Origin of the sequence: Pseudoalteromonas sp. P1-26, from assembly GCF_001401795.1 — a bacterium.
Classification (GTDB): Bacteria; Pseudomonadota; Gammaproteobacteria; order Enterobacterales; family Alteromonadaceae; genus Pseudoalteromonas.
On the sequence record NZ_LKDX01000028.1, the window covers coordinates 36674 to 59879 of the forward strand.

Annotated in this window: 21 protein-coding genes; 9 read left to right on the plus strand and 12 right to left on the minus strand. The window is 39.9% G+C overall.

Annotation, left to right across the window (positions count from 1 at the left end; all coding sequences use genetic code 11):
• Positions 1-54 precede the first annotated feature (54 nt).
• Together AN394_RS13990 and AN394_RS13995 are read left to right on the plus strand one after the other, a co-directional pair.
• The gene (locus tag AN394_RS13990) at positions 55-1779 is read left to right on the plus strand and encodes a proline--tRNA ligase (RefSeq protein ID WP_055021815.1); all 1725 of its coding nucleotides are present in this window, start codon (positions 55-57) and stop codon (positions 1777-1779) included.
• Positions 1780-1921: 142 nt separating this feature from the next.
• Complete coding sequence (locus AN394_RS13995; protein ID WP_055021816.1) at positions 1922-2755, plus strand: UDP-2,3-diacylglucosamine diphosphatase; 834 nt, start codon at positions 1922-1924, stop codon at positions 2753-2755.
• Here the strand turns inward: AN394_RS13995 and AN394_RS14000 are convergent.
• The 4 genes from AN394_RS14000 to AN394_RS14015 all read right to left on the minus strand — a co-directional run bounded on the left by AN394_RS14000 (position 2752) and on the right by AN394_RS14015 (position 8761).
• Positions 2752-5790, minus strand: coding sequence for an ATP-binding protein (locus AN394_RS14000; RefSeq protein WP_055021817.1), 3039 nt, complete (start codon positions 5788-5790; stop codon positions 2752-2754). The two genes, AN394_RS13995 and AN394_RS14000, sit on opposite strands and share 4 nt — an antisense overlap.
• A gap of 172 nt (positions 5791-5962) precedes the next feature.
• On the minus strand, positions 5963-7171 hold the full coding sequence (locus AN394_RS14005; RefSeq protein ID WP_054553916.1) for an ABC transporter permease subunit: 1209 nt from the start codon (positions 7169-7171) through the stop codon (positions 5963-5965).
• Positions 7164-7952 carry an ABC transporter ATP-binding protein gene (locus tag AN394_RS14010; RefSeq protein WP_054561430.1) on the minus strand — a complete coding sequence of 263 codons (789 nt, stop codon included), beginning with the start codon at positions 7950-7952 and terminating at the stop codon, positions 7164-7166. The genes AN394_RS14005 and AN394_RS14010 overlap by 8 nt, the downstream gene beginning before the upstream one ends.
• Entirely contained in the window at positions 7949-8761 is an 813-nt protein-coding gene (locus tag AN394_RS14015) for a DUF3025 domain-containing protein (protein ID WP_055021818.1), read from the minus strand. Before AN394_RS14015 ends, AN394_RS14010 begins: the two co-directional genes overlap by 4 nt.
• A 110-nt stretch (positions 8762-8871) precedes the next feature.
• Here AN394_RS14015 and AN394_RS14020 point away from each other — a divergent pair, with 110 nt between their 5' ends.
• Both AN394_RS14020 and AN394_RS14025 read left to right on the plus strand, forming a co-directional pair.
• Complete coding sequence (locus AN394_RS14020) at positions 8872-10497, plus strand: M28 family metallopeptidase (protein WP_055021819.1); 1626 nt, start codon at positions 8872-8874, stop codon at positions 10495-10497.
• 71 nt (positions 10498-10568) lie between these two features.
• On the plus strand, positions 10569-11741 hold the full coding sequence (locus AN394_RS14025; RefSeq protein WP_054561427.1) for a putative manganese transporter: 1173 nt from the start codon (positions 10569-10571) through the stop codon (positions 11739-11741).
• Between the two features lie 61 nt (positions 11742-11802).
• On the opposite strand, the gene AN394_RS14030 is transcribed toward AN394_RS14025, so the two are convergent.
• From AN394_RS14030 to seqA, 6 genes are all read right to left on the minus strand, one after another.
• A complete protein-coding gene (locus tag AN394_RS14030) occupies positions 11803-13374 on the minus strand; it encodes a dihydrolipoyllysine-residue acetyltransferase (RefSeq protein WP_055021820.1) in 1572 nt (523 codons plus the stop codon).
• 8 nt (positions 13375-13382) lie between these two features.
• Complete coding sequence (locus tag AN394_RS14035; protein WP_055021821.1) at positions 13383-14360, minus strand: alpha-ketoacid dehydrogenase subunit beta; 978 nt, start codon at positions 14358-14360, stop codon at positions 13383-13385.
• Positions 14360-15574 carry a thiamine pyrophosphate-dependent dehydrogenase E1 component subunit alpha gene (locus tag AN394_RS14040; RefSeq protein ID WP_054561424.1) on the minus strand — a complete coding sequence of 405 codons (1215 nt, stop codon included), beginning with the start codon at positions 15572-15574 and terminating at the stop codon, positions 14360-14362. Before AN394_RS14040 ends, AN394_RS14035 begins: the two co-directional genes overlap by 1 nt.
• A gap of 270 nt (positions 15575-15844) precedes the next feature.
• The gene (gene astE / locus AN394_RS14045; RefSeq protein ID WP_055021822.1) at positions 15845-16900 is read right to left on the minus strand and encodes a succinylglutamate desuccinylase; all 1056 of its coding nucleotides are present in this window, start codon (positions 16898-16900) and stop codon (positions 15845-15847) included.
• Between the two features lie 79 nt (positions 16901-16979).
• On the minus strand, positions 16980-18617 hold the full coding sequence (gene pgm, locus AN394_RS14050; RefSeq protein ID WP_054561422.1) for a phosphoglucomutase (alpha-D-glucose-1,6-bisphosphate-dependent): 1638 nt from the start codon (positions 18615-18617) through the stop codon (positions 16980-16982).
• Between the two features lie 16 nt (positions 18618-18633).
• A complete protein-coding gene (gene seqA / locus AN394_RS14055; RefSeq protein ID WP_054561421.1) occupies positions 18634-19236 on the minus strand; it encodes a replication initiation negative regulator SeqA in 603 nt (200 codons plus the stop codon).
• A 131-nt stretch (positions 19237-19367) separates the two neighbouring features.
• Between seqA and AN394_RS14060 the strand changes: the two genes are divergently transcribed.
• From AN394_RS14060 to fur, 5 genes are all read left to right on the plus strand, one after another.
• Positions 19368-20132: an alpha/beta fold hydrolase gene (locus tag AN394_RS14060; protein WP_054561420.1), complete on the plus strand. Its 765-nt coding sequence runs from the start codon at positions 19368-19370 to the stop codon at positions 20130-20132.
• A gap of 99 nt (positions 20133-20231) precedes the next feature.
• Positions 20232-20453: a DUF2788 domain-containing protein gene (locus tag AN394_RS14065; RefSeq protein ID WP_036968243.1), complete on the plus strand. Its 222-nt coding sequence runs from the start codon at positions 20232-20234 to the stop codon at positions 20451-20453.
• Positions 20454-20455: 2 nt separating this feature from the next.
• Complete coding sequence (gene ybfE / locus AN394_RS14070; RefSeq protein WP_004586673.1) at positions 20456-20734, plus strand: LexA regulated protein; 279 nt, start codon at positions 20456-20458, stop codon at positions 20732-20734.
• A 14-nt stretch (positions 20735-20748) separates the two neighbouring features.
• Positions 20749-21276: a flavodoxin FldA gene (gene fldA / locus AN394_RS14075; RefSeq protein WP_054553928.1), complete on the plus strand. Its 528-nt coding sequence runs from the start codon at positions 20749-20751 to the stop codon at positions 21274-21276.
• 190 nt (positions 21277-21466) lie between these two features.
• Positions 21467-21910, plus strand: coding sequence for a ferric iron uptake transcriptional regulator (gene fur, locus AN394_RS14080; protein WP_054561419.1), 444 nt, complete (start codon positions 21467-21469; stop codon positions 21908-21910).
• A gap of 68 nt (positions 21911-21978) precedes the next feature.
• On the opposite strand, the gene AN394_RS14085 is transcribed toward fur, so the two are convergent.
• Both AN394_RS14085 and AN394_RS14090 read right to left on the minus strand, forming a co-directional pair.
• Positions 21979-22596, minus strand: coding sequence for an FKBP-type peptidyl-prolyl cis-trans isomerase (locus AN394_RS14085; RefSeq protein WP_054561418.1), 618 nt, complete (start codon positions 22594-22596; stop codon positions 21979-21981).
• 73 nt (positions 22597-22669) lie between these two features.
• On the minus strand, positions 22670-23071 hold the full coding sequence (locus AN394_RS14090; protein WP_054553931.1) for a hypothetical protein: 402 nt from the start codon (positions 23069-23071) through the stop codon (positions 22670-22672).
• Positions 23072-23206: the final 135 nt, after the last annotated feature.

Sequence of the window (23206 nt, forward strand, 5' to 3'; positions counted from 1 at the left end):
TTACTCAAACGTCTTGAGTAAACGATAATAATTTTAACACTACTTGGAATAGAGATGCGTACCAGTCAATATATACTCGCAACACTTAAAGAAACTCCGTCTGATGCAGAAATTGTTTCTCATCAATTAATGCTACGAGCAGGCATGATCCGCCGCGTTGCGTCGGGTTTGTATACATGGTTGCCCTCTGGTCTACGCGTACTTAAAAAAGTAGAAAACATCGTACGTGAAGAAATGGATAAAGCAGGCGCTATCGAAATGTTAATGCCTATAATCCAACCAGCTGATCTTTGGGAAGAGTCTGGTCGTTGGGAGCAATTTGGTCCTGAATTACTTCGTATTAATGACCGTCACAACCGCCCATTTGCACTTGGCCCTACACACGAAGAAGTGATCACTGATTTTGTACGTAAAGAAGTAAACTCTTATAAGCAATTACCGCTTACTCTTTACCAAGTACAAACAAAAGTACGTGACGAAGTTCGCCCTCGTTTTGGTGTAATGCGTGCTCGTGAATTTACGATGAAAGATGCTTACTCTTTTCACTTAAGTGATGAGTGTTTAGAGAAAACTTACCAAGTTATGCACAAAGCTTACTGCAACATCTTCGAGCGCCTTGGTCTTGATTACCGCCCTGTTATCGCTGATACCGGTTCTATCGGTGGTAGCGTGTCACATGAATTCCATGTGCTTGCAGAATCAGGCGAAGATGCAATCGCATTTAGTGATGCAAGTGATTATGCTGCAAATATCGAAAAAGCAGAAGCACTGGCACCGACTGAAGACCGCCCAGTTGCAAGCAAAGAACTAAAAGTGTTCCCAACGCCTGATGCAAAATCAATTGCTGAGCTTAAAAAGCACTATGGTGTTAAACCTCATCGCGGTGTAAAAACATTAATCGTGTATGGCGCACCAGATGAAAACGAACAACGTGGTTTAGTTGCCCTTGTATTACGTGGCGACCATGATCTAAACGAGTTAAAAGCTGAGAAACACCCGCTTGTTGACTCACCGCTTGAAATGGCAAAAGAAGAAGACATCGTTGCTGCTATTGGCGCAAAACCAGGTTCATTAGGCCCAGTCGGCCTATCAATGCCAATAATTGTTGACCGCACAGCTAACGTAATGGCTGATTTTGTAGCTGGTGCTAATAAAGATGGTGAACATTTCAGCGGTATCAACTGGGATCGCGATGTAGAAAACTACGAAGTGGCTGATATCCGTAATATCGTGGAAGGCGATCCAAGCCCGTGTGGCCAAGGTTCACTGCAAATTAAACGTGGTGTTGAAGTTGGCCATATTTTCCAACTTGGCACTAAGTACTCAGAAGCAATGAAAGCAGGCGTATTAAGTGAATCAGGTAAAAACCAAGTAATGACAATGGGTTGTTACGGCATAGGTGTATCACGTATCGTAGCTGCCGCTATTGAGCAAAACAACGACCAATACGGTATTAAATGGCCGCAACCTATCGCACCATTTGATTTAGCAATTGTACCTATGAACATGCATAAGTCTCATCGTATTCCTGATATTGCAGATAACCTTTACAAAGGTTTAAAAGATGCAGGTTTAGATGTGTTGTTTGATGACCGTAAAGAGCGCCCTGGCGTTATGTTTAACGACATGGAATTATTAGGTGTGCCTTTCACGCTGGTTATTGGTGAGCGTAACCTTGATGAAAATAAGGTGGAGCTTAAAAACCGTCGTACTGGTGAAAAGCTAATGCTTGATTTAGACAGTGCCGTTTCCGAAATTGCCGCACTTGTTAAAGGCTAATTAAGTCAGCTCAACAAAATATAAAAAACCGCTTCGGCGGTTTTTTTGTATTTCTTAATTGTCATAGATGTTTCGCTAAAGCGTCTTTTAACTGTCATTGATTCTGCCTAGCATTTACTTTATTACACCATGAGTAAATGCCATGAATAACACCACTTGCAGTAGTAAAACCCACTATCCTGCCGTTTGGATTTCCGACGTTCACTTAGGTTATAAAGACTGCCAAGCGCAGTATTTACTAGACTTTTTAAATGCGATTGAATGCGATGTTCTGTATTTGGTCGGTGATATTGTCGATTTATGGTCGATGAAACGACAGTTCTTTTGGCACCCTAGTCATTATGATGTATTAGCGCTTATTCAACAAAAAGCGAAAGATGGCACTCGAGTGATCTATATACCGGGTAACCACGACGAAACCTTTCGCCATTATGCCAATGATTCATTATTCGGTATTGAAGTACATAAACAATATATCCATACCACAAAAGCCAACAAACGGTTTTTACTGTTGCATGGCGACGATTTTGATTCAGCAACCCGCTACAACAAATTAATCAGTATTGCGGGCGATGCAGGATACGACTTTTTACTTTTTTTAAATCGTTGGACTAATCGCATTCGCCGTTTATTTGGCGGTAATTATTGGTCATTGGCCTCTTGGATAAAAGCGCGAGTGCATAAAGCACGTGAAGCAATTGACGCATTTGAAAAAGCGGCAATCCACGAAGCAAAAAAACAAGCCGTCGATGGCATCATTTGTGGGCATATTCATCACCCAGCCGTTAAAGTGGTTGATGGAATTTTGTATTGCAATGATGGCGACTGGATTGAGAGCTGCACTGCATTAGTTGAAGACAGCTCTGGCCGTATTGAGTTATTGCACTGGAGTGAAACACAAAAAGTGATTCACTCTGCTGATATTAGTACATTAACGCCTAAACCTGCATTTAATAAAGATCGTGATGCCGCTTAAGTCTTCAGCCACATTGAGAGCTTTTTACGCAATGTGGCTTGTTTAATTGGCTTGGTGATATAGTCGTTCATACCAACACTGAGGCATTTTTCTCTATCGCCAGCCATCGCGCTTGCGGTCATGGCTATGATCACCACATCTTGGTATTTTTCACCTGTTTTGCCCTGCCTGATTGCTTTGGTACAGTCATACCCATTTAGGTTTGGCATTTGGCAATCCATCAAAATCAGATCAAATTGAGTTTCGCTGTTATTCAATACCTCAATTGCTTCAAGACCATCGCTGGCTGATTCAATATGAACAAGACTATCTCTTAAAATCGCTTTGCTTACCTCAATATTAATCATGTTATCGTCGACGATCAGCACTGAACGAGATGTTAAATCAAGCTCAATAATTTCTTTTGTATCTGTATTTTTACGCTCAATAACAGAATCATTGTTATTAAATAAAACAGCGAGTTTATAGGCTAATTCATCAGGAGTGACAGGTTTTGCAATAACAGTACAATTGTTCGGTAATGTTTCTTTTTGTTTGAGTGATGCCATAACACCTAAAATTAATACACAGGTGTCGGAGTATTTATTTGCAAAACTCAACACATTGTTTAGTTCTGGGTGTTTATGATCAATGATAAGTAAATCTAACTCATTGAAAACATTGTCAGGTATATCACTTAATCGAGAAACATTCGATGGCTGAGGCTGACAAGTTTTCTCTAATTGGGTTTCTATGTTTTGACCAAGCAGATCATATAAAACTGCACAACCAATGTGTTTGTTATTCAAAGACGTAATCGCCCCCTGCTCTTTTAATGAGGCACTGAGTGACACTGTGATACTGGCACAAAAGCGGCTGCCCTTTCCTTTTTCACTTTCAACGATAATATCACCGCCCATCAACTGAGCGAGTTTTCGGCTTATTGAAAGGCCTAAACCACTGCCACCATAATGGCGTGTTGTACTTGAGTCCTCTTGAGTAAACACTTCAAACAATTTACTTTGGTTTTCTTTCGAAATACCAATACCTGTATCTTCAACTACAAAGCTTAGGCAAAGCGACTTATCTGTATGCAGCTGTTCCTTAACCGTTAAACTAACATGACCTTTATGAGTAAACTTAAATGCATTACTGAGTAAATTATTGAGAATTTGTTTTAAGCGGTGGCTATCCCCCATCACGGTTCGCTGAGTAATATCATGCGCATCGAACAGTATCTCAATACCTTTTTTCTGACCTTGAACAGCCATCGATGTTATTAAATCACTGCACACTGAAACGACATCAAATTCGTGACTATCTAAATCAAGTTTACCAGCTTCAATTTTTGAAAAATCTAGAATGTCATTAATCAGTGTCATCAATGAGTTAGCGCTGGTATTTGCATAATGTAAGTATTGCATTTGCTGAGTAGATAATGGCTCTTCTTCAAGCATTTCGAGCATGCCAAGTACACCATTCATCGGGGTGCGGATTTCATGGGAGATATTGGCGACAAATTCACTTTTAGCTTTACTTGCAGCTAATGCTTCTTCGGTGGCCTTTTCGAGCTCGGCTGTGCGGCTTTTCACTTTTTCTTCTAATGTCACATTAAGCTTTTCTAGTTGATGTTGAGCGCACTTAAGTGAATCAATATTGCGTAGTATTGCCGCTATTTGATATTGCTGTTTTGCTGCATCAAAAACAGGTGTCATGGTAATCGAGAAATAATGTGTGCTTAGCTCGCTGATGTGAACCGCTTCAAACGAGCACCGCTGCCCTTCTTTAATGGCTTGTGCAATCCCTTGAAAATCTTCATCGTTATAATTAAACAAGGTATCAAAATGGGTGGTTTGCTCTGTTATACCAAAAAACGTTTGTGCCGTTTCATTGGCATTACAAATAACACCATTTGGCTGAACCATAATAATGGCATCTGTTGAGTTTTCTATAATTTTACTGTTCTTTTCTTTTAGAAAACTGAGCTCAATTTTTCTGTTGATGTCACGTTGATAGATTATAAATAACATCAGCACAACTAAAATGATTAAGCATAAAATGCCAATAAACCTTAATCGTTTTTGATGTATTTCATTCAGCAGTGTATCAGTGCTTATAGAGACAGCCAGTGTAAACGGCTGCATATGTACACCATCTTTAAACTCAATAATTTTATCTAGATAAAGTTTTTCAGGTAGGTTTACTACGTCAAAAAAATCAACTGAACTAATTTTGAGGTCGGCACTAAATTCCTCTGACCAATAATGTGGATCATCTAACTCAAAACTAAAACGGTATGATTCCTCTGGATGATAGATAAATTGTTGTTGAGCATTTAACAGATAAACAGAGAATTTATCTGATGATTTGCTTGTTAGCTTGTTAATAAGATCTTCTGCATAATAATTGAGGATAAGAACAGCAAAGGGCTTACCTTCGTTATCTTTCACCAGCTTTGCAATCCGGTATGTGCTGGTATAAGGCTGTTGTAAACGACCATTTTCGCGGTTGTAGTTAATTGGTGATAAGTAGATTTGACCATTTTCAAGCTTTGCCGTAATTTGCATGTAATCACGTTGGCCTTTGTGTTGTAAGTCCTCCTCACTAATTCTAAAGACCTGTTTATTCACACTATCAACGCGTACAACCTCTTTGCCGTTATCAGCAATGTAGATATAACGAGCCTGAGCTAAGTCTTTATCTGTTGTCATAAAACCAGTAAAGATTTTAGCTAGGCGATCTTTCCATGCCGAGATAGGCGTGCCTAAAACGGGATCTATATTTTGATCATTGGTTGCGCGCATAATTGCAAGCACTGGCGGCGTTGAATCTAAAAAGTTAAGTGCAGAAATATTCTCTCTTAAACTTGTTTTTAGTACACTTTCTTTAGTGTCGAGCTCTCTTTGCATCTGTTCAAAGGTGCGGCTGAACACATCCTCTCTAAGGTCGTATTCATACTTTACAGTTACAAAAATAGCCAATAGCAAGAGAATACAAAAAGCAAGTATTGGTAATTTGTGACGTTGATAGAAATGCGCTGAATGTCCAGAATCCATTGAATCGAAAGCCTTCTTTTCTACTCTGCTTTAGAGTATAGGAGAGAATAGTAATAAAAGCGGAGTATACAGAAAATATATTAATTAATAAGGATTAGCAGGTACTTAGCTTGCCTTACAAACAAATAAAGCACCAAAATGGTGCTTTATTATTAGGTAAAATCAGTATCTCTTATCTAAATAAGACATCTTCTTTATTAAACCATTTAACGCAAAACGCGAGTAATGCACCTGCCACAATCACTGTCGCTAAGAAAATTAAACCCACGAGTGTGTAATCAACTGTACCTTTAATAATTTCTTTGATTGCCAAAGCTACATTTGTAACAGGAATAAAAGCAGTTTTGCTCGTCAGTTCAACATTTGGCATCAAGGCAACCATAATTGGGAAAATTACACCCATGCTAAGTGGTGCCATGTAGTTTTGCGCTTCTTTAAAGGTTCGCGCATAAATTGAAATAGCCAACGCTAATGATGAGAAGATTGCGGCAATAGGTAATAACAACACAAAAATCAGCCCTAAATCTAATACGGTTAAAGAGCTAAATGCGTTTTTAACAACTGCTAAATCTACAAATGCAATGGCCACTGATATCCATACACCCATACTGAGTACAGTAATGGTGGTTGTTGCAATAGAAGAAGCAAGTAAGGTTACAAACTTACCTAACACCAGCTGTGTACGGGTGATTGGTGTAAGTAGAAGGGTTTCGAGGGTACCGCGCTCTTTTTCCCCAGCTCCTAAATCAATCGCCGGATACGTTGCGCCCATCAATACCAGAGGAATAAGTAGATAAGGAATAAACCCACCTATTTTCTCGCCAAGATTTTCACGTTTATCTGCAGTGTCGACCTTCACAACTTTAATAGGCTCGATAATGGCAGCTTGTTGCTCTTCTGATACACCAAAGCTTAATAGTTTGTTTGTACGCAGCGTATCGCCATATTCTTTTGCCAGTTCTTTTACACGGTCAAATAGGAAGTTAATTGCTTTTGCGTCGTTATACACAACTTGCCATTCGCTTTGCTTTGCATCATCTAACGTTTGCTTAGCGTCTGACGGTAAATAGATACCCATGTCTATGGTGCCTGCTTTTACCGCTTTAGTGAGATCTTCTACCGTATTAAAGGTTTCGTCGCCTTTATATAAAGCAAAGCTCTTATGGTAAAACACCTTATCTGTAAAATCTTGCGCGTAATTACCATTGATAATAGCGTAAGTATGGACCTCTTGTTCTGCCTCTAACGCCGCTTGTGAACTAATAAAGGCCATAACAGCAAATAAAAGTGGGAAGATAGCAACCGGTAGTGCAACAACGAATATCAATGTTTTACGGTCACGTAATAGCTCTTTTAATTCCTTTTTAAATACTTCAAACATCACGGCTCTCCGTTAAAATATTCATAAACGCTTGGTTTAATTCTTCACTTTGACCTGTTTGTTTAAACTCATCTAAGGTGCCATCAAAGCAACTAATTCCTTGGTTTATCACTGCAACACGGTCACAAAGTAAGGCAACTTCATCTAAATGGTGCGTTGAGAAAATAACTGGTGTGCCCTGCTCTTTAAGGCCGCGAATAAAGTTAATTACGGTTTGCGTAGTCATAATATCTAAACCAGTTGTCGGCTCATCAAGAATAACCACATCAGGATGATGAACAACAGCACGGGCAATATTGGCTTTTTGCTTCATACCTGTTGAAAGGTTTTCGGCGCGTTTATCAATAAAGCTGTGCATATCAAGTAAGGTGAATAGCTCATCACAACGAGCGGCTACCGCTTTTTTACTCATGCCATGTAAACGGGCAAAGTATTCAACGTTTTCTTTAACTGTTAAACGCCCATATAAGCCGGTACTACCTGACAGAAATCCAATTGATTTGCGGCCAACCAATGGCTTTTTAACGATATCGTGACCAGAGATGGTAATGCTGCCTTCATCTGGTTTTAAGGCTGTTGAAATCATTCTAAGGGTGGTTGTTTTACCGGCACCATTTGGGCCGAGTAAACCGAGTACTTCACCTTTGTTACATTGAAAGCTGACGTCTCTTACAGAATGAAAAAACTCTTTATCTTCACGGGGGTCTACGTTGTCCGTTTTATTTTTTTTATGATCTTTTGTTAGCTTAAACTTCTTTTTAAGCCCTGCCACTTCAATCATGTGCGTTTCCTTCGTTTCGGTCTAAAGTAATCAGTGTTACTGTAAAATTCTGGATCTTCATTGTCAGTCCACCATCCTGGTACGCCTAACAAGGGTAAGGGTGATAAGTTTTTATTATCACGCAAACAATCATCAAGCTTTATCATCTCATAAAGACGTTGATCTAGATACGCATATTGCTCGCTTAAATCTTTACAAAATATGTCATCAGGAACAATTACAAATAATGCTTTACCCGTTAAACCAATATACGGCTGAGTGAGCATTTCGTAGTTAGCATGACCAAACATAAATGGCCTAATGCTTTTACCCCAATGTTCACGTTGTTCTACAAAGGCTTGCTGCCATTGGTGGTCGCGTAATTGCTGCTGCCAGCTTTGCTCAGTAATTGCCAGTACCACACCGCATTCGTCAAATAAAGTAAGCGCATTTCGGTGTTTACTACGCTCTTTTAGACCATGCAGTTTAATTTCTTCGATATGCTGATGATTAATCAGCGCTTTGGTTTTTGGAAATAAACACCAAATAAAGCCACCAAAAAGGTCATGCCAATTTTGTTGTCTTGTTGGTACTTGCCCTGTCTCAAATATGATTTGCTCATAATAACGGGTTTCATCAGCAAACTTTTCATCTTCAACAAAGGTTATGGCTTTGCCCTGTGTAGTTTTCGCATTTAGATATTGATTAAACCACTGGCAAGATGGCCAATCTGACAGTTTATCTAAATTAAATAGCGTCGCTAGGTCACTAAAAGCACCCGTTGTCAGGTATTGTGTTGACCATTGCTCGGGAGCAGTAAATCGTTTCATTGCTTATTTTTTAACTTCTTGATGTATTGTGGGTAGTTTACCGTAAAAACTGGTTCTCATTAATAGAACCTCATATACTAATACCACCATAAAACAAAAAAAGAGCTATTATGAAACGCTATTTTCCAATGACAGTCCTTGCAAGTGCCATCCTTGCGGGCTGTGCTTCAACAAGTATCACATCAAGTGATGTCGAAAAAGCCTATCAAAGCATTAATTCAGAGCAATTAGCAGAGCATATTAAAGTGCTTGCCTCTGATGAGTTCGGTGGCCGTGCACCATCATCTAAAGGTGAAGAGCTAACGCTTGCCTATTTAACCGACCAATTAAAAGCATTGGGTTTTGAGCCGGGTAACGGTGATAGCTTCTTACAAGAAGTACCGCTTGTTTCACTAGAAGCTGATTCAGACATGGTACTTACCATTGGCGGCAAAGATTACCAATACAAAAAAGATATGGTAATGGGTAGCAGCCGTATTAGTGCTAAGCAAAGCATTAAAAATTCTGAATTAGTATTCGTTGGCTACGGTGTTAATGCACCAGAATACAACTGGAACGACTACGAAGGCCTAGATGTTAAAGGCAAAACAGTTGTTATGCTGGTAAACGATCCTGGTTTTGCGACGAAAAACCCTGATTTATTCACCGGCGATGCCATGACCTATTACGGTCGTTGGACATACAAATATGAAGAAGCAAGCCGTCAAGGTGCAGCAGGTGCGATTATCATTCACGAAACCGCACCGGCTTCTTACCCATGGTCAGTTGTTGAAAACTCTTGGAGCGGTGAGCAATTTGGTTTCCAAAAAGAAAATAACAACATGGACCGTGTTGCTGTTGAAGGCTGGGTAACAACTGATGTTGCTAAAGAGCTTTTCACAAAAGCAGGCTTAGATTTCGATACAATGAAAGCTAATGCGGCAAAAGGCGCTTACCATGTTGATATGGGCGACCTAACAGCAAGTGTTGAAGTAAATAACACAATCAAAAAGTCAATTTCGTATAACTTTATCGCGACGTTACCGGGTAGCGAAAAGCCAGACGAGCACATCATTTATTCAGCTCACTGGGATCACCTTGGTACTGATAAAACCCGCAAAGGCGACCAAATCTATAATGGTGCCCATGATAATGCAACGGGTACTGCTGGTTTAATAGAAGTTGCTGAAGCATTCGCTACTTTACCTGAGCACCCTAGCCGTTCAATGACTTTCTTAGCAGTTACTGCTGAAGAACAAGGTTTACTTGGCTCGAAATATTATGCTGCAAACCCAGTGATCCCAGCAGCACAAACGGTTGCTAACATAAATATGGATAGCTTAAACCTATTAGGTAAAGTAAAAGACATCAGTGTTGTTGGTATTGGTAAATCAGAAATGGATAGCCTGCTAGAAACAGCTGCTAAAGCACAAGGCCGTACAGTATCTGGTGATCCTAAACCGTCTTCAGGTGGTTATTACCGCTCTGATCACTTTGCATTTGCAAACATGGGTGTACCAGCAATGTATGCCGGTGGTGGTAGTGAAGCTCTTGACGAAGAAACGGCAAATTACCGTAAGCGTATGAGCTTAGTGCTTCGTGGTTGTTATCATCAGCCTTGCGACCGTTACCGTGATGAATGGGATTTATCAGGTGCCGTTCAGGACCTTCAGTTATTCTATCAAGTAGGTTTTGATATCTCAGAACGTAAAGAGTGGCCGACCTGGAATGCAACTTCTGAGTTCCAACGCAAATAGATACAAATGAGATTGATTTTCATTTAAAATCGTAATACAGTGTAACCTGATTAATTTTTAGGTTGCACTGTATGCTCTCACTAACACAAACGAGGTTTATTCCTAATAAAGCGAGGTGTTACATTACGGATAATAAACGCTTAATTTTACCCCTTTTATTACTGATTTCTTTAGCGGTACCTGCAAGCCGAGAATTCACCCTACAAGCGCTGAGTGATGCTTTTTTTCAAGTATCTGTATTTGTTGCAGCCACCTTATTAATCTATTACTACCTTATTGATCGACTTCCTCAATTACAGCTTAGCTATTTACGTGCTAAATCAGGCATTCTAGAGGTGAGCTTTGCATCTATTTTAGGTGCTTTGCCTGGCTGTGGGGGTGCCATTATTGTGGTAACCCAATTTACTAAAAAGCAGGCTAGCTTTGGCTCTGTTGTTGCTGTCTTAACCGCAACCATGGGCGATGCCGCCTTTTTACTGTTAGCAACCCGCCCGCTTGATGGTTTATTAATGATGTTAATCGGTGTTGCTGTAGGTATTATTAGCGGTCAGATAGTTAATACATTTCATAGCCCAGATAAATTTCAACCTGACGAAGCAAGTGAATATACTGAGCAGCCACAATGCCAACCAAGCGCTTTGAAATTTAGCCGCCCTATTTGGAAGTTTACCCTAGTACCAAGCTTGATTATTGCTTCTGTCATAGCTACCAATTCTGACCTTAGCGAATTTAGTCAAAGCGTTAATACTGGCGTCACCCTGTTTGGCTCAATCATGGCGCTATTCACCGTGGTTGTGTGGTCTCTGTCTTCTAAAGGCAGCAGTTATAAGCAAGTAACCAGTGAAGAAGCGCCTTGCACACCTCCCTCAAAGCTCACGAAAGTATTAATGGACACACACTTTGTTACTGCCTGGGTTGTTGCCAGTTTTATGCTGTTTGAAATTCTCGTTAACCTAGTCGGTGTTGATTTAACAGCCTGGTTTTCTGAGTATGCTTATCTTGCACCGCTGGTGGCTGTGGCTATTGGCTTATTACCTGGCTGCGGGCCACAAATCGTCGTAATGACACTCTATATTCAGGGTATTATTCCATTTAGTGCGATGACAGCCAATGCAATTTCAAATGACGGCGATGCCCTATTCCCAGCTATCGCATTAGCACCAAAAGCGGCCTTAATCGCGACGGTGTATTCATCAATACCTGCGCTGTTGCTCGGTTATGGGTTGTATTTTTACGGAAAATAGCAAATACAAAATTTACAATTAAAAAAACCAGCCGAGGCTGGTTTTTTAATGCTTACTAATGTTAGCTCATCGCCATCATCATTTTTGCAGGGTCTTCTAAGTAAGACTTCCATAAGTTATTGAAACGGGCAATTGTACCGCCATCAATCACTCGGTGGTCTCCAGACCAGCTTACTTGCATAATAGCAGCTGAAACGACATTGCCTTGTGCATCAAAGCGAGGTAAATGCTGCAGTTTACCTAAAGCAACAATAGCTACCTCAGGTTTATTGATGATCGGGGTTGCAATTGTGCCGCCAATCGCACCGATGTTAGAAATGCTAATAGTGCCGCCTTTCAAATCATCCGGTGAAACACGACCATCACGTGCTGCTTCAGTTAAACGAGTCACTTCGTTTGCAACATCTACGATACTCTTTGACTGGCATGATTTAATGTTTGGTACTAGTAAACCAATCTTAGAATCAACCGCCATACCGATGTTATGATCATCAAAGTAAGTTAGCTCACTGCAATCATCATTTACTTGCGAGTTTAGTACTGGGAATTGCTTAATCGCTAACGACAGTGCTTTGATAAAGAACGGCATCATAGTGAGCTTAACGCCCTGTTGCTTATACTGCTCTTTAAGCTCACTGCGCATTGCAATTAGTTTAGTTAGGTCAATTTCATCACAGAAAGTAAAGTGAGGAATTGTCGAAACTGAAGCAACCATTTGCTTAGCCATTGCCGCTTTAATGCCTTTAATAGGCTCTACGCGACTGCCACTAGAAGACGCCACAGTTGAGACAGGCTCTGCCGCTTTTGGCGCAGCTTGTTGTGATGCTGCTTTGCTTGGTGTTTCATTCAAGAAATCTTCGATATCTTGCTTATAAATACGGCCATTTTTACCAGAGCCTGGCACTTGTGTTAAATCAACATCAAGTTCGCGGGCTTTACGACGAACAGCAGGTGAAGCAACAGCTTTCTTATTCAGTTGTTTGCTAGAGTTTGCTGAAGTCGCAGACTTCTGCGAAGGTTTAGTTGCTGCATTTGTTTGTGCTTTAACTACCGCAGAACTTACATCTGGCTCTGCACTTTGGCCTGCAATGCTCATTTGGAATAATGGGCTGTGAACCGCTGCAATATCACCTTTTTGATAATAAAGCTTTTCAACTTTACCTGTGTATTTAGCCGGAATTTGCACCAATGCTTTGTCTGTCATTACATCACACACAGCTTGGTCTTCTACGATTTCATCGCCTTCACTCACTAACCACTCAACGATTTCACACTCAACGATACCTTCACCGATATCTGGTAAAATGAAATCTTCTAAGTGCTCACCCGCCTCAGATGATGCTTCAGTTGGAGTTGCAGGAGCTTGCACTTCTTCGCTTTGTGTTGGTGCTTCGCCATCAACATCCATTGCAAATAATGGTGCATGTACTTTCGCAATATCCCCTTTTGCATAATAAAGCTTACTGATCACACCATCATGAACAGCAGGAATTTGCACAAGCGCCTTGTCGGTCATAACATCACAAATAGGCTGGTCTTCTTTTACAGAATCACCTTCTGCAACTAACCATTCAACAATTTCACACTCTACGATGCCTTCGCCGATATCTGGCAAGATAAAATCTTTAGACATACTGACTCCTAAAACTCTACTGATTGCTTAATCGCAGCAAGCACTTTAAGTGCATCCGGCACATATTCTTTTTCAAGTGCTAATGGGTATGGCGTATCTAAACCACACACGCGAGCAATTGGCGATTCAAGGTGTAAGAAACACTCTTGTTGAATTTTTGCAACGATTTCTGCACCAAAACCATTCGTGATTGGTGCCTCGTGGCTTACCACTAAACGGCCTGTTTTAGTCACTGATTGAGCAATGGTCTCAACATCCCATGGTAAAATGGTACGTAAGTCGATCACTTCACAACTAATACCTTGCTCTGCAGCTTTTTTAGCGGCGTCTTCGATAATTTCCATCTGAGCACCCCAAGCAAGTACAGTGACATCAGTACCTTCTTGCACGATTTCAGCTTTACCGAGCTCGATGCTGTAATCTTCTTCTGGAACTTCACCTGTTGATGCACGGTACAAACGTTTCGGCTCAAAGAAAATAACAGGGTTATCATCTTTAATCGATGCACGAAGCAAACCTTTTGCTTGATATGGGTTACGTGGCACCACCAACTTTAAACCCGGTGTGTGAGCAAAATAAGCTTCTGGTGATTGTGAGTGATATAAGCCGCCTGCAATACCACCACCGTACGGTGTACGAATTGTTAGATTGCCAACATTAAATTCATTACCACTACGGTAACGGAACTTAGCTGATTCATTCACGATTTGGTCAAATGCAGGGAAAATATAATCTGCAAACTGAATTTCAGCTAATGCAGGCGCACCAAACGCCGCTAAACCATTAGCAAAACCTAAAATACCTTGCTCAGTTAACGGTGTATTGAACACACGATGCTTACCATATTTTTCTTGTAAGCCAGATGTAGCACGGAATACACCACCAAAATAACCAACGTCTTCACCGAAAATACATGCATTTGGATGCTCTGCCATGGTGATATCAAGGGCAGAGTTAATTGCATGAAGCATGTTCATTTTAGCCATTACTTTAATCTCCCTGCAGTTGTTGGATAAGCATCAGGATGCTGCAAAATGTGCTCTTTTAGTTCTTCATATTGTTTTTGCAGTGATGGGATTGGCTTATCATAAACATCAGAAATAAGGTCTTCTAATGCTGGCTTTTCAACTTTTTCAGCGCGTTTAAGGGCTGCTAAAATTTCTTCACGAATAGTTTCTTTGTCTTTTGCGTCTTGCGCTTCGTCTAACCAACCTTGCTTTAATAGCCACTTACGGAAACGCTCGATTGGACAGCCTTTATGTTTTGCTTCTTCATCTTTTGTACGGTAACCGCTTGGATCGTCACTGGTTGAGTGAGCGCCTAAACGATAGGCAATCGATTCAATTAAAACAGGTTCACCTTTGGTAGTCGCAATTTCACGGGCTTTTTTCGTTGCTGCATAAACAGCAAGTGCATCAGCACCGTCAACACGGATTGTTTTAATGCCATAGCCAACACCACGTGATGCAATACCATCACCTTTAAATTGCTCGTCAGCAGGTGTAGAAATCGCATAACCATTGTTACGGGCAAAGAAAATTACCGGTGCTTCATGAACTGCGGCCATATTTAAACCAGCATGGAAATCACCTTCAGATGCAGCGCCTTCACCAAAGTAACAAATAGTGATGTTATCAATAGTGCTGTTTAACTCACCTGTTTGGGCATCAATATGACGAACTTTTTGGCCATATGCATAACCTGTTGCTTGCGGAATTTGTGTACCAAGCGGTGATGAAATAGTCATGTAGTTAAGTTCGCGTGAGCCATAGTGAATTGGCATTTGACGACCTTTACCCAAATCTTTTTCATTTGAGAACATTTGATTCATGAATTGGTCAAGGCTAAAACCACGATAACGTAAAGCTGCTTGCTCACGGTATTGGGCCATGATCATATCGTTTTGATCAAGCGCTGCAGCTGATGCTGTTACAGCCGCTTCTTCACCTAGACATTGCATATAAAAGCTAACACGGCCTTGACGCTGTGCTGCTTGCATACGCTCATCCAGTGCTCTAATAAAACGCATTGTTTCATATAGACGGATTGCCGTTGCTTTGTCGATATCAGGTGCGGTTGCACCTTCGTAGATGTCGCCTTCCTCATTAAGAATACTTAATGTAGGGATCGTTAATGCGTGACCATCAATAAATGACAGTTCATGATTAATGTTTAGCGATACGTTATTTGGATTACTCATAACCTACCTTCTTTCGTTGTCAGAAACCTACGCTACTGCCCTTAATTATATTTTTAATCAGCATGAGCTGTAAGGATAAAGTTTGCGCAATATTCAATCTAATTAAATTAAACTGCCGTCACTTTACGTTAACGTAAGTTGTTATTCAACTAATCATAGACGAATAGATGACAAATGGCTAAAAACGCATGGAAAGTTAACTATACAACAAGATAAGTTCTTTATAGTCATATAGTTAACTAAATATAGATGGGTGTTAATGCAGAGATTTTAAATAAAGTTGCTATCAACTTGCATTGGAATAACTGTAAGCAAAGCGCGCTGACCTAAGGCTACATCAGCGTTTGGGAAGATAATAGCTTCACCATCTACTTCCGCTTCATATCTGGTCTGACCATCAACTGCCATTAATTCACCCTTTGCGAAACCGGTGAAATTTTCCACATCATCAGCAAATGGAAAACTAAAGTCTTCGCAAGTACGGTTTATTGTTCTATATACTGAAAACAACTCGAAATCCTCTGCATTGAATTCTTTAGATTCAACAGATTCTTGACTAATTAATGCAGTTAAGGTTTGTTTGGTTTTCTCAAATCGCGACATGTCATTTTCGCCAAATGGTTTTACTTGGCCAAGTTCTACCGTAAATGAGTCAGCTCCATGTACAAACGACGAGTAGTAACTGAAGGTAGTTGCCGCTGATTTCATCATTAGTACCGTGTTTACGCCACAGCTAAGTAAAAATTGCAGTTGTGATTTTTTCCACGGTTTACCATGTAAGAAAGGATACACTGCAAACTTTTCATTTTTAGAGCCACGAATTGCAGTGTGAAGATCATAATGAAAACGCTCACTGTCTTGGTTGCCTCTAGCAAAGAAATCAGTAACCACGTCTTCAAGTAGCTTTGCACGAACTCGCTCAGGGTTAGAAGCAATGCCTTCAACAGTATGATGACCATTAAACAAACGGTTTAAGTTTTCATCAACAAAACGCTTACCGATATTAATAGATTTAGGATTACCATAAATAAACAGTACACGCTGCTTCAAGGTAAGTTGTTCTGTAATGATTGACTTGATTAATTGATCGCAAATTTCAATTGGCGCAGTTTCGTTACCATGTACCGCACTTGAAAGTACAATATCTTTGTTTGTTTGCTGTGCAGGTTGAAACTCAATGATACCCGTGTCGTGAACAGTGACATCAGTACCGTTTGTAAGGGTAAATGCACAAGGTTCTAGTGAAAATTCATTGTTGCGGGTCAAGGTTAAAAAGTCGCCAGTACTTTTTAATTCTTCGAGATATGAAGGAGTTGAATAGCTCATTGTTCTATCCTAAAAATGCGTGAGAGTAGAATACAAAAACGGCTGAGAATCTCAGCCGTTTTAATAGGTAAAAAAGAAATTAGCTAATTACTGAATCAACCAGCTTTTTCGCTTCTTTTTCTAATAATGCTAGATGTTCTTCACCTTTGAATGATTCAAGGTAAATTTTATAAATGTCTTCAGTGCCAGATGGGCGTGCAGCAAACCAACCGTTTTCAGTAACAACTTTTAAACCGCCGATAGCAGCGTTATTACCAGGGGCATGGGTTAATTTTTGCGTAATAGCATCACCCGCTAATGTACTTGCAGTTACATCATCAGCTGATAACGCTTTTAAACGTGATTTTTGCTCAGCACTAGCTGGCGCATCAATACGTTTATAAATAGGCGCACCGAACTCTTGTTCAAGTTCTTTATAAAGCTGTGAAGGTGTTTTACCTGTTACAGCTAAAATCTCTGCAGCAAGTAGACCTAAGATGAAACCATCTTTATCAGTGTTCCAAACTGTTCCATCAAAACGTAAGAATGACGCCCCTGCACTTTCTTCACCACCAAAAGCAAGGGTACCTTTGCTTAGACCTTCTACAAACCATTTAAAGCCTACCGGTACTTCTTTTACTTCACGGTTATTACGTGCAACAACTTTATCAATCATGCCGCTTGATACCAGTGTTTTACCAATTGCGACATCTTTTGACCATTCGCGGTTATTTAATAAGTAGTCAATCGCAACTGCTAAAAAGTGATTTGGATTCATTAAACCGTCAGGCGTAACAATACCATGGCGGTCATAATCAGGGTCGTTACCAATACCGATATCATAGTCATCTTTTAATGCAATAAGGTTTGTCATTGCATAAGGAGAAGAGCAATCCATACGGATTTTGCCGTCTTTATCTAAAGGCATGAACGAAAATGTTGGGTCAACAGACTCATTTACGACCGTTAAGTCTAAATTATATTTTTCTGCAATGACTGGCCAAAAGTTGATACCAGAGCCACCAAGTGGATCAACACCAATTTTGATTTTCGCATCGCTAATTGCTTTTAGATTAACGATATTAACTAAGTCATCAACATAAGGGGTAATTAAGTCTTGGTACTTAATAAAACCAGAACGTGATGCTTTAGCATATGGAAATAACTCTACTTCAACTAAGTCTTCTAAAAGTAATTGATTTGCTCTGTCTTCAATCCACTTAGTCACATCAGTATCTGCAGGTCCACCATTTGGCGGGTTATATTTAAAACCACCGTCTTCTGGCGGATTATGTGAAGGAGTTACCACAATACCATCAGCAAGTTCATTTGGGTTTTCTTTGTTATGGCAAACAACAGCATGACTGATCACCGGCGTTGGCGTGTAATCGTCATTTTCTTGTGCAATGACTTGCACTTCGTTTGCAACAAGTACTTCAATAGCAGAGTTAAAAGCCGCTTCACTCAATGCATGTGTATCTTTACCTAAGAAAAGTGGACCAAAAATATTATTTTCTTTACGGTAATCACAAATTGCTTGAGTGATCGCTAAAATATGCGATTCATTAAATTTTACATCGAACGAACAACCACGATGGCCAGACGTACCAAAAGCAACACAATGCTCTGGGTTTTGTTCTAGGTCAGGTTCATTTAAGTAATAAGCCGAGATCAGTTTTGGTACATTCACTAAGCTTGATTGCGGAGCAGGTTTACCTGCATCTGGATGAATCGCCATATTATTTCCTTATGGATTATAAGTAATCACGAATTTTTTCTGCTTCATCCGCACTGTAACCTAAGCACAGTGCAACTTCGTGAAGCATCATTTTTTTTCTGGTTGTATTTGAATTTGTCATCACCCAATACTCAGTATCAGTGATATTTTTTGGATTCATGCTGCTACCGCTTTCCAGTAGCGCTTCTTTGCTAGTGGCAAAATAAACACGGTCACGGCCTTTAATTTCAAGCACGTTAACAAAATCTTTTTTATGCGTTCTATATAAAGCAGCTAGTATAAATAAGAATCGACCAACAACACCTTTTTGCATTGCTAGCTCTTCTTTGTTTAATACATTAAACACATTACCTTTCACTTGTGTCGATGCTGTGACAGTTTGTGCAGCCTCTTCAACATTTTCGTCGCTTGGTTCAGGGCTTGTTTCTTGTTCTGCTTGTTCTTGTACTTCAACAACTGGGGTTTCTTGTTCAGTTTTAGTAGTTGTTTCAACTGGGGCATTGGCGCCATCAGAGAGGTTTAATAAACGACGCAAAATGGTTGATGCACTTTCACCAATACTTTGCGTGTTGCTTGCAATGTATTGATATAACTCGTCGTCTATGTCGATTTTTTTCATGTTATTCCTGTCTTTACGGGTCACATTTTAAAAGTTCTCAATGATTATACCTAAGCTCGCAGCAATTCTCTATGTTTTGCATTTTGTAATTTCACTAGGCAAAATACTGCCATTAAAATTAGGAGTTGAAAATGCTATTAAACTACCAACAAATGGGTCAAGGTTCAGACGTTGTATTGATCCACGGTTTGTTTGGCTCACTTGAAAACCTCAATGTAATCGCAAAAGCATTAGCTGAAAATTATCGTGTAACGAATATTGATTTACGTAACCACGGTAAATCATTCCATAGCAATACCATGAATTATCACGCTATGGCTGAAGATGTCAGTGAGTTACTTGAACATCTAAATATTAGTAAAGCGCACATCATAGGTCATTCAATGGGTGGCAAAGTGGCCATGCAATTAGCACTTAATCACTCTGCACTTATCGATAAGCTTGTAGTGTTAGATATTTCTCCTGTTGCTAATAACCCTCGTCACAGCGCTATTTTTGCAGGCCTAAACGAAGTTGCACAGTCTAATATCACAGATAGAAAAGCGGCTGATGAAATACTTACCAAGCACATTGATGAAATGGGCGTACGTCAGTTTTTATTAAAAAGCTTTGCTAAAAATGATCAAGGTCACTATCAATGGCGCTTTAATTTAGCTGTTTTATACCAGCAATATGAAAATATTTTAGCGCAAGTTAGTGAAAATGATTCTTGTTTATGTGATACTTTATTCATTAAAGGTAATGATTCTGACTACATTTTAGCAGAACACCGCCCTGCTATTATGGCGTTATTCCCTAATGCAAAAGCAAAAATTATTCATGGTGCAGGTCACTGGCTACATGCCCAAAAACCACTTGCTGTAAATAAAGCAATCAGCGATTTTTTAGCTCATTAATTGGGCTGATAAAATTCGTTGTTTTTGATCGTGCGCACTAAATTATTACAAATTTGTGTGCTATAGTACGCGCCGTTTAATTTAAAGGTTTATACGTTGATGGTCAGTCAGTTAATTAACGAATTTGATACCTTAGGGTTGTATTTTGGCTTAGCCGGTATTTTCTTTTTTATTGGAATGGCAATTCAAGACGTCCTTAAAAAAGGTGATGTACCACGATTTGGCCGATACATCGTTTGGTTAGTGCTATTTTTAGGCTGTTCTGGGTTTATAGCGAAAGGACTTATTCAAGTCTTCTGGCAAGGCGCAGGTGTGGGCTAGACATGGCAAAGTCAGAAACAGATAGAACAACACCCGATTTATTTGAATACGAAAAGCGTCCAGGTAGGCCGAAAACAAATCCCCTACCTCGCGATATGCAATTAAAAGTAAATAAACGTAATCAAATAAAGCGAGATAAAGCACGTGGTTTAAAGCGTGTAGAATTTAAGGTTTCATCACAGTTATATCAAGCATTAAGCGATATGGCAGATGCGCAGAATATTAGCCGTAGCGCGTTGATTGAAACAATTTTACAAGAAAGATTGGCTATTGATAGATAGAAGGTTTTAAATCCATGTCAAGCGTAGGTATTTTTTTCGGAAGTGACACAGGCAATACTGAACACGTAGCTAAAATGATTCAAAAAGAATTAGGTAAAAAGCTTGTAGCGGTTCACGACATTGCAAAAAGTTCTAAAGAAGAGATTGCTGAATTCGATTTATTGTTATTCGGTATTCCAACTTGGTACTACGGTGAAGCTCAATGTGACTGGGATGATTTCTTCCCTGAATTAGAAGAAGTTGACTTCGAAGGTAAACTTGTTGCTATTTTCGGCTGCGGTGACCAAGAAGACTATGCAGAATACTTCTTAGATGCAATGGGCATGATCAACGATATCGTTACTGAGCGTGGCGCAATCGTAGTGGGTCATTGGTCAACTGAAGGCTACGACTTTGAAGCTTCAAAAGCACTAGTAGATGACAGCAATTTTGTTGGCCTTGGTATTGATGAAGACCGTCAACCAGAGCTTACTGAAAAGCGTGTTAAAGACTGGTGTGCTCAGGTTTATGACGAAATGTGTTTAGCGGAACTTGCTGATTAATAACAAGTACTACTCGCATTTACTAGCTGATGTAAAGATGCACAACCAGTTCATTTTTGTTTGAAAAATCGGCAAATAGACGAATTGTTCTTTGCACTTAGTAACTAGGCACGTTATTCTAATAGTTGCTAATGTGTCGTGTGCATCTTGATGATGCCTAGTATAACTAAATAAAATTGAGACAGATTGAATGACTGATCACAACTTGGAATTAAAAAAAGCAGGGTTAAAAGTAACTCTGCCGCGTATTAAAATTTTAGAGATTCTGCAATCTCCAGACAACCAACACATCAGCGCTGAAGATGTCTATAAAATTCTTTTAGACAAAGGCGAAGAGATTGGTCTTGCAACTGTCTACCGTGTTCTTAACCAATTTGATGATGCAGGTATTGTATCTCGCCACCACTTCGAAGGCGGCAAGTCAGTATTTGAATTATCAGGTAGCACTCACCATGACCACTTAGTGTGCCTAAAATGTGGTAAGGTTGTTGAGTTTGAAGACGATACAATTGAACGTCGTCAAGAAGAAATCGCAACAGAGAATGGTATTAAACTGACCAACCACTCTCTTTACCTATATGGTGAATGTGAAGACACTGCTGCGTGTAAAGAATACGCTGAATCAAATAGCTAATTAGCTATTTGTTTCAGACATAAAAAAACCTGCTTTAAGCAGGTTTTTTTATGTCTATTTGAAATCGATTAGATGATTTCTAATAGCTCAACGTCAAAGATTAGCGTTGAGAAAGGAGCGATTGCTGCACCAGCACCGCGCTCACCGTAAGCAAGTTCGTGTGGTACGTATAAGCGCCACTTAGAACCAGTACCCATCATTTGTACTGCTTCAGTCCAACCTTTGATTACACCGCCAACTGGGAATTCAGCTGGTTGACCACGCTCGTATGAGCTGTCAAATACTGTACCGTTGATTAGTGTACCGTGGTAGTGTGCACGGATTGTTGAATCTGCAGTTGGTTTTTCACCGTCGCCTGCAGTAAGTACTTCGTATTGAAGACCTGATTCAGTTACTGTTACTTCAGGACGTTTTGCATTTTCTTCTAAGAATGCAATACCTTCAGCTGCAAGAACTTTAGCTTCTTCTTCACGACGAGCTTGGATCTCAGCGTTGATTTTCTCAAAAGCTGCTTGAATTTCTGGGATTTCAACTTGGAAATCATTACCAGTGTATGCGTCTTTCATACCTTCAAATACAGAATTTAAGTTTAAACCTTCGAATGGATTCGCTTTTAATTGCTCACCCATTTGTAAACCAATACCGTAACTTGCTTTTTCAGCGTCTGTTGTAAAATTATCTGACATGTTTTAATTCACGTTTATTTAGTTAAAAGACGTGCTCATACTAACATAAAAAAACAACGAATATCGCCTAGTTTTACTGCGTTTGCTCAGTGTTTGCACTAATTCGCTGCTTTATTTTATCAATTACAAATGTCGCAACAGGTAATGTAGCGATCATCGAAGCAATAAAAAAGCCGCTCATTAAACCATCTTTGCCTAACATAATTAAAGGCACAGCAATAAGACCCACAGTAGAAATCACACATGCAGCAATGACAGGCCAATGCTTGTCGTATTTGCCAATAAGGTGCCCTACTAACACATTAAAGCCAATACCATAAGCGATTGAAGATATTAACCCGTAATCAGGCTGCGCATCATGGGCCATAGCTACAAGTACATTGATCCCGCTGTGATAAAAATAAGAAAAGATACACCAAAGCAGAACATGTTTAACAATGCGCATTAGTGTAGAAGAAGACTCGCTTGCTGACATTACTTATCTCCAGATAGCAAAAAACCGCCCTAAAGGCGGTTTTTCTAAATAATGGTGGAGAGATAGGGATTTGAACCCTAGAGGGGCTACAAACCCCTGCCGGTTTTCAAGACCGGTGCATTCGACCACTCTGCC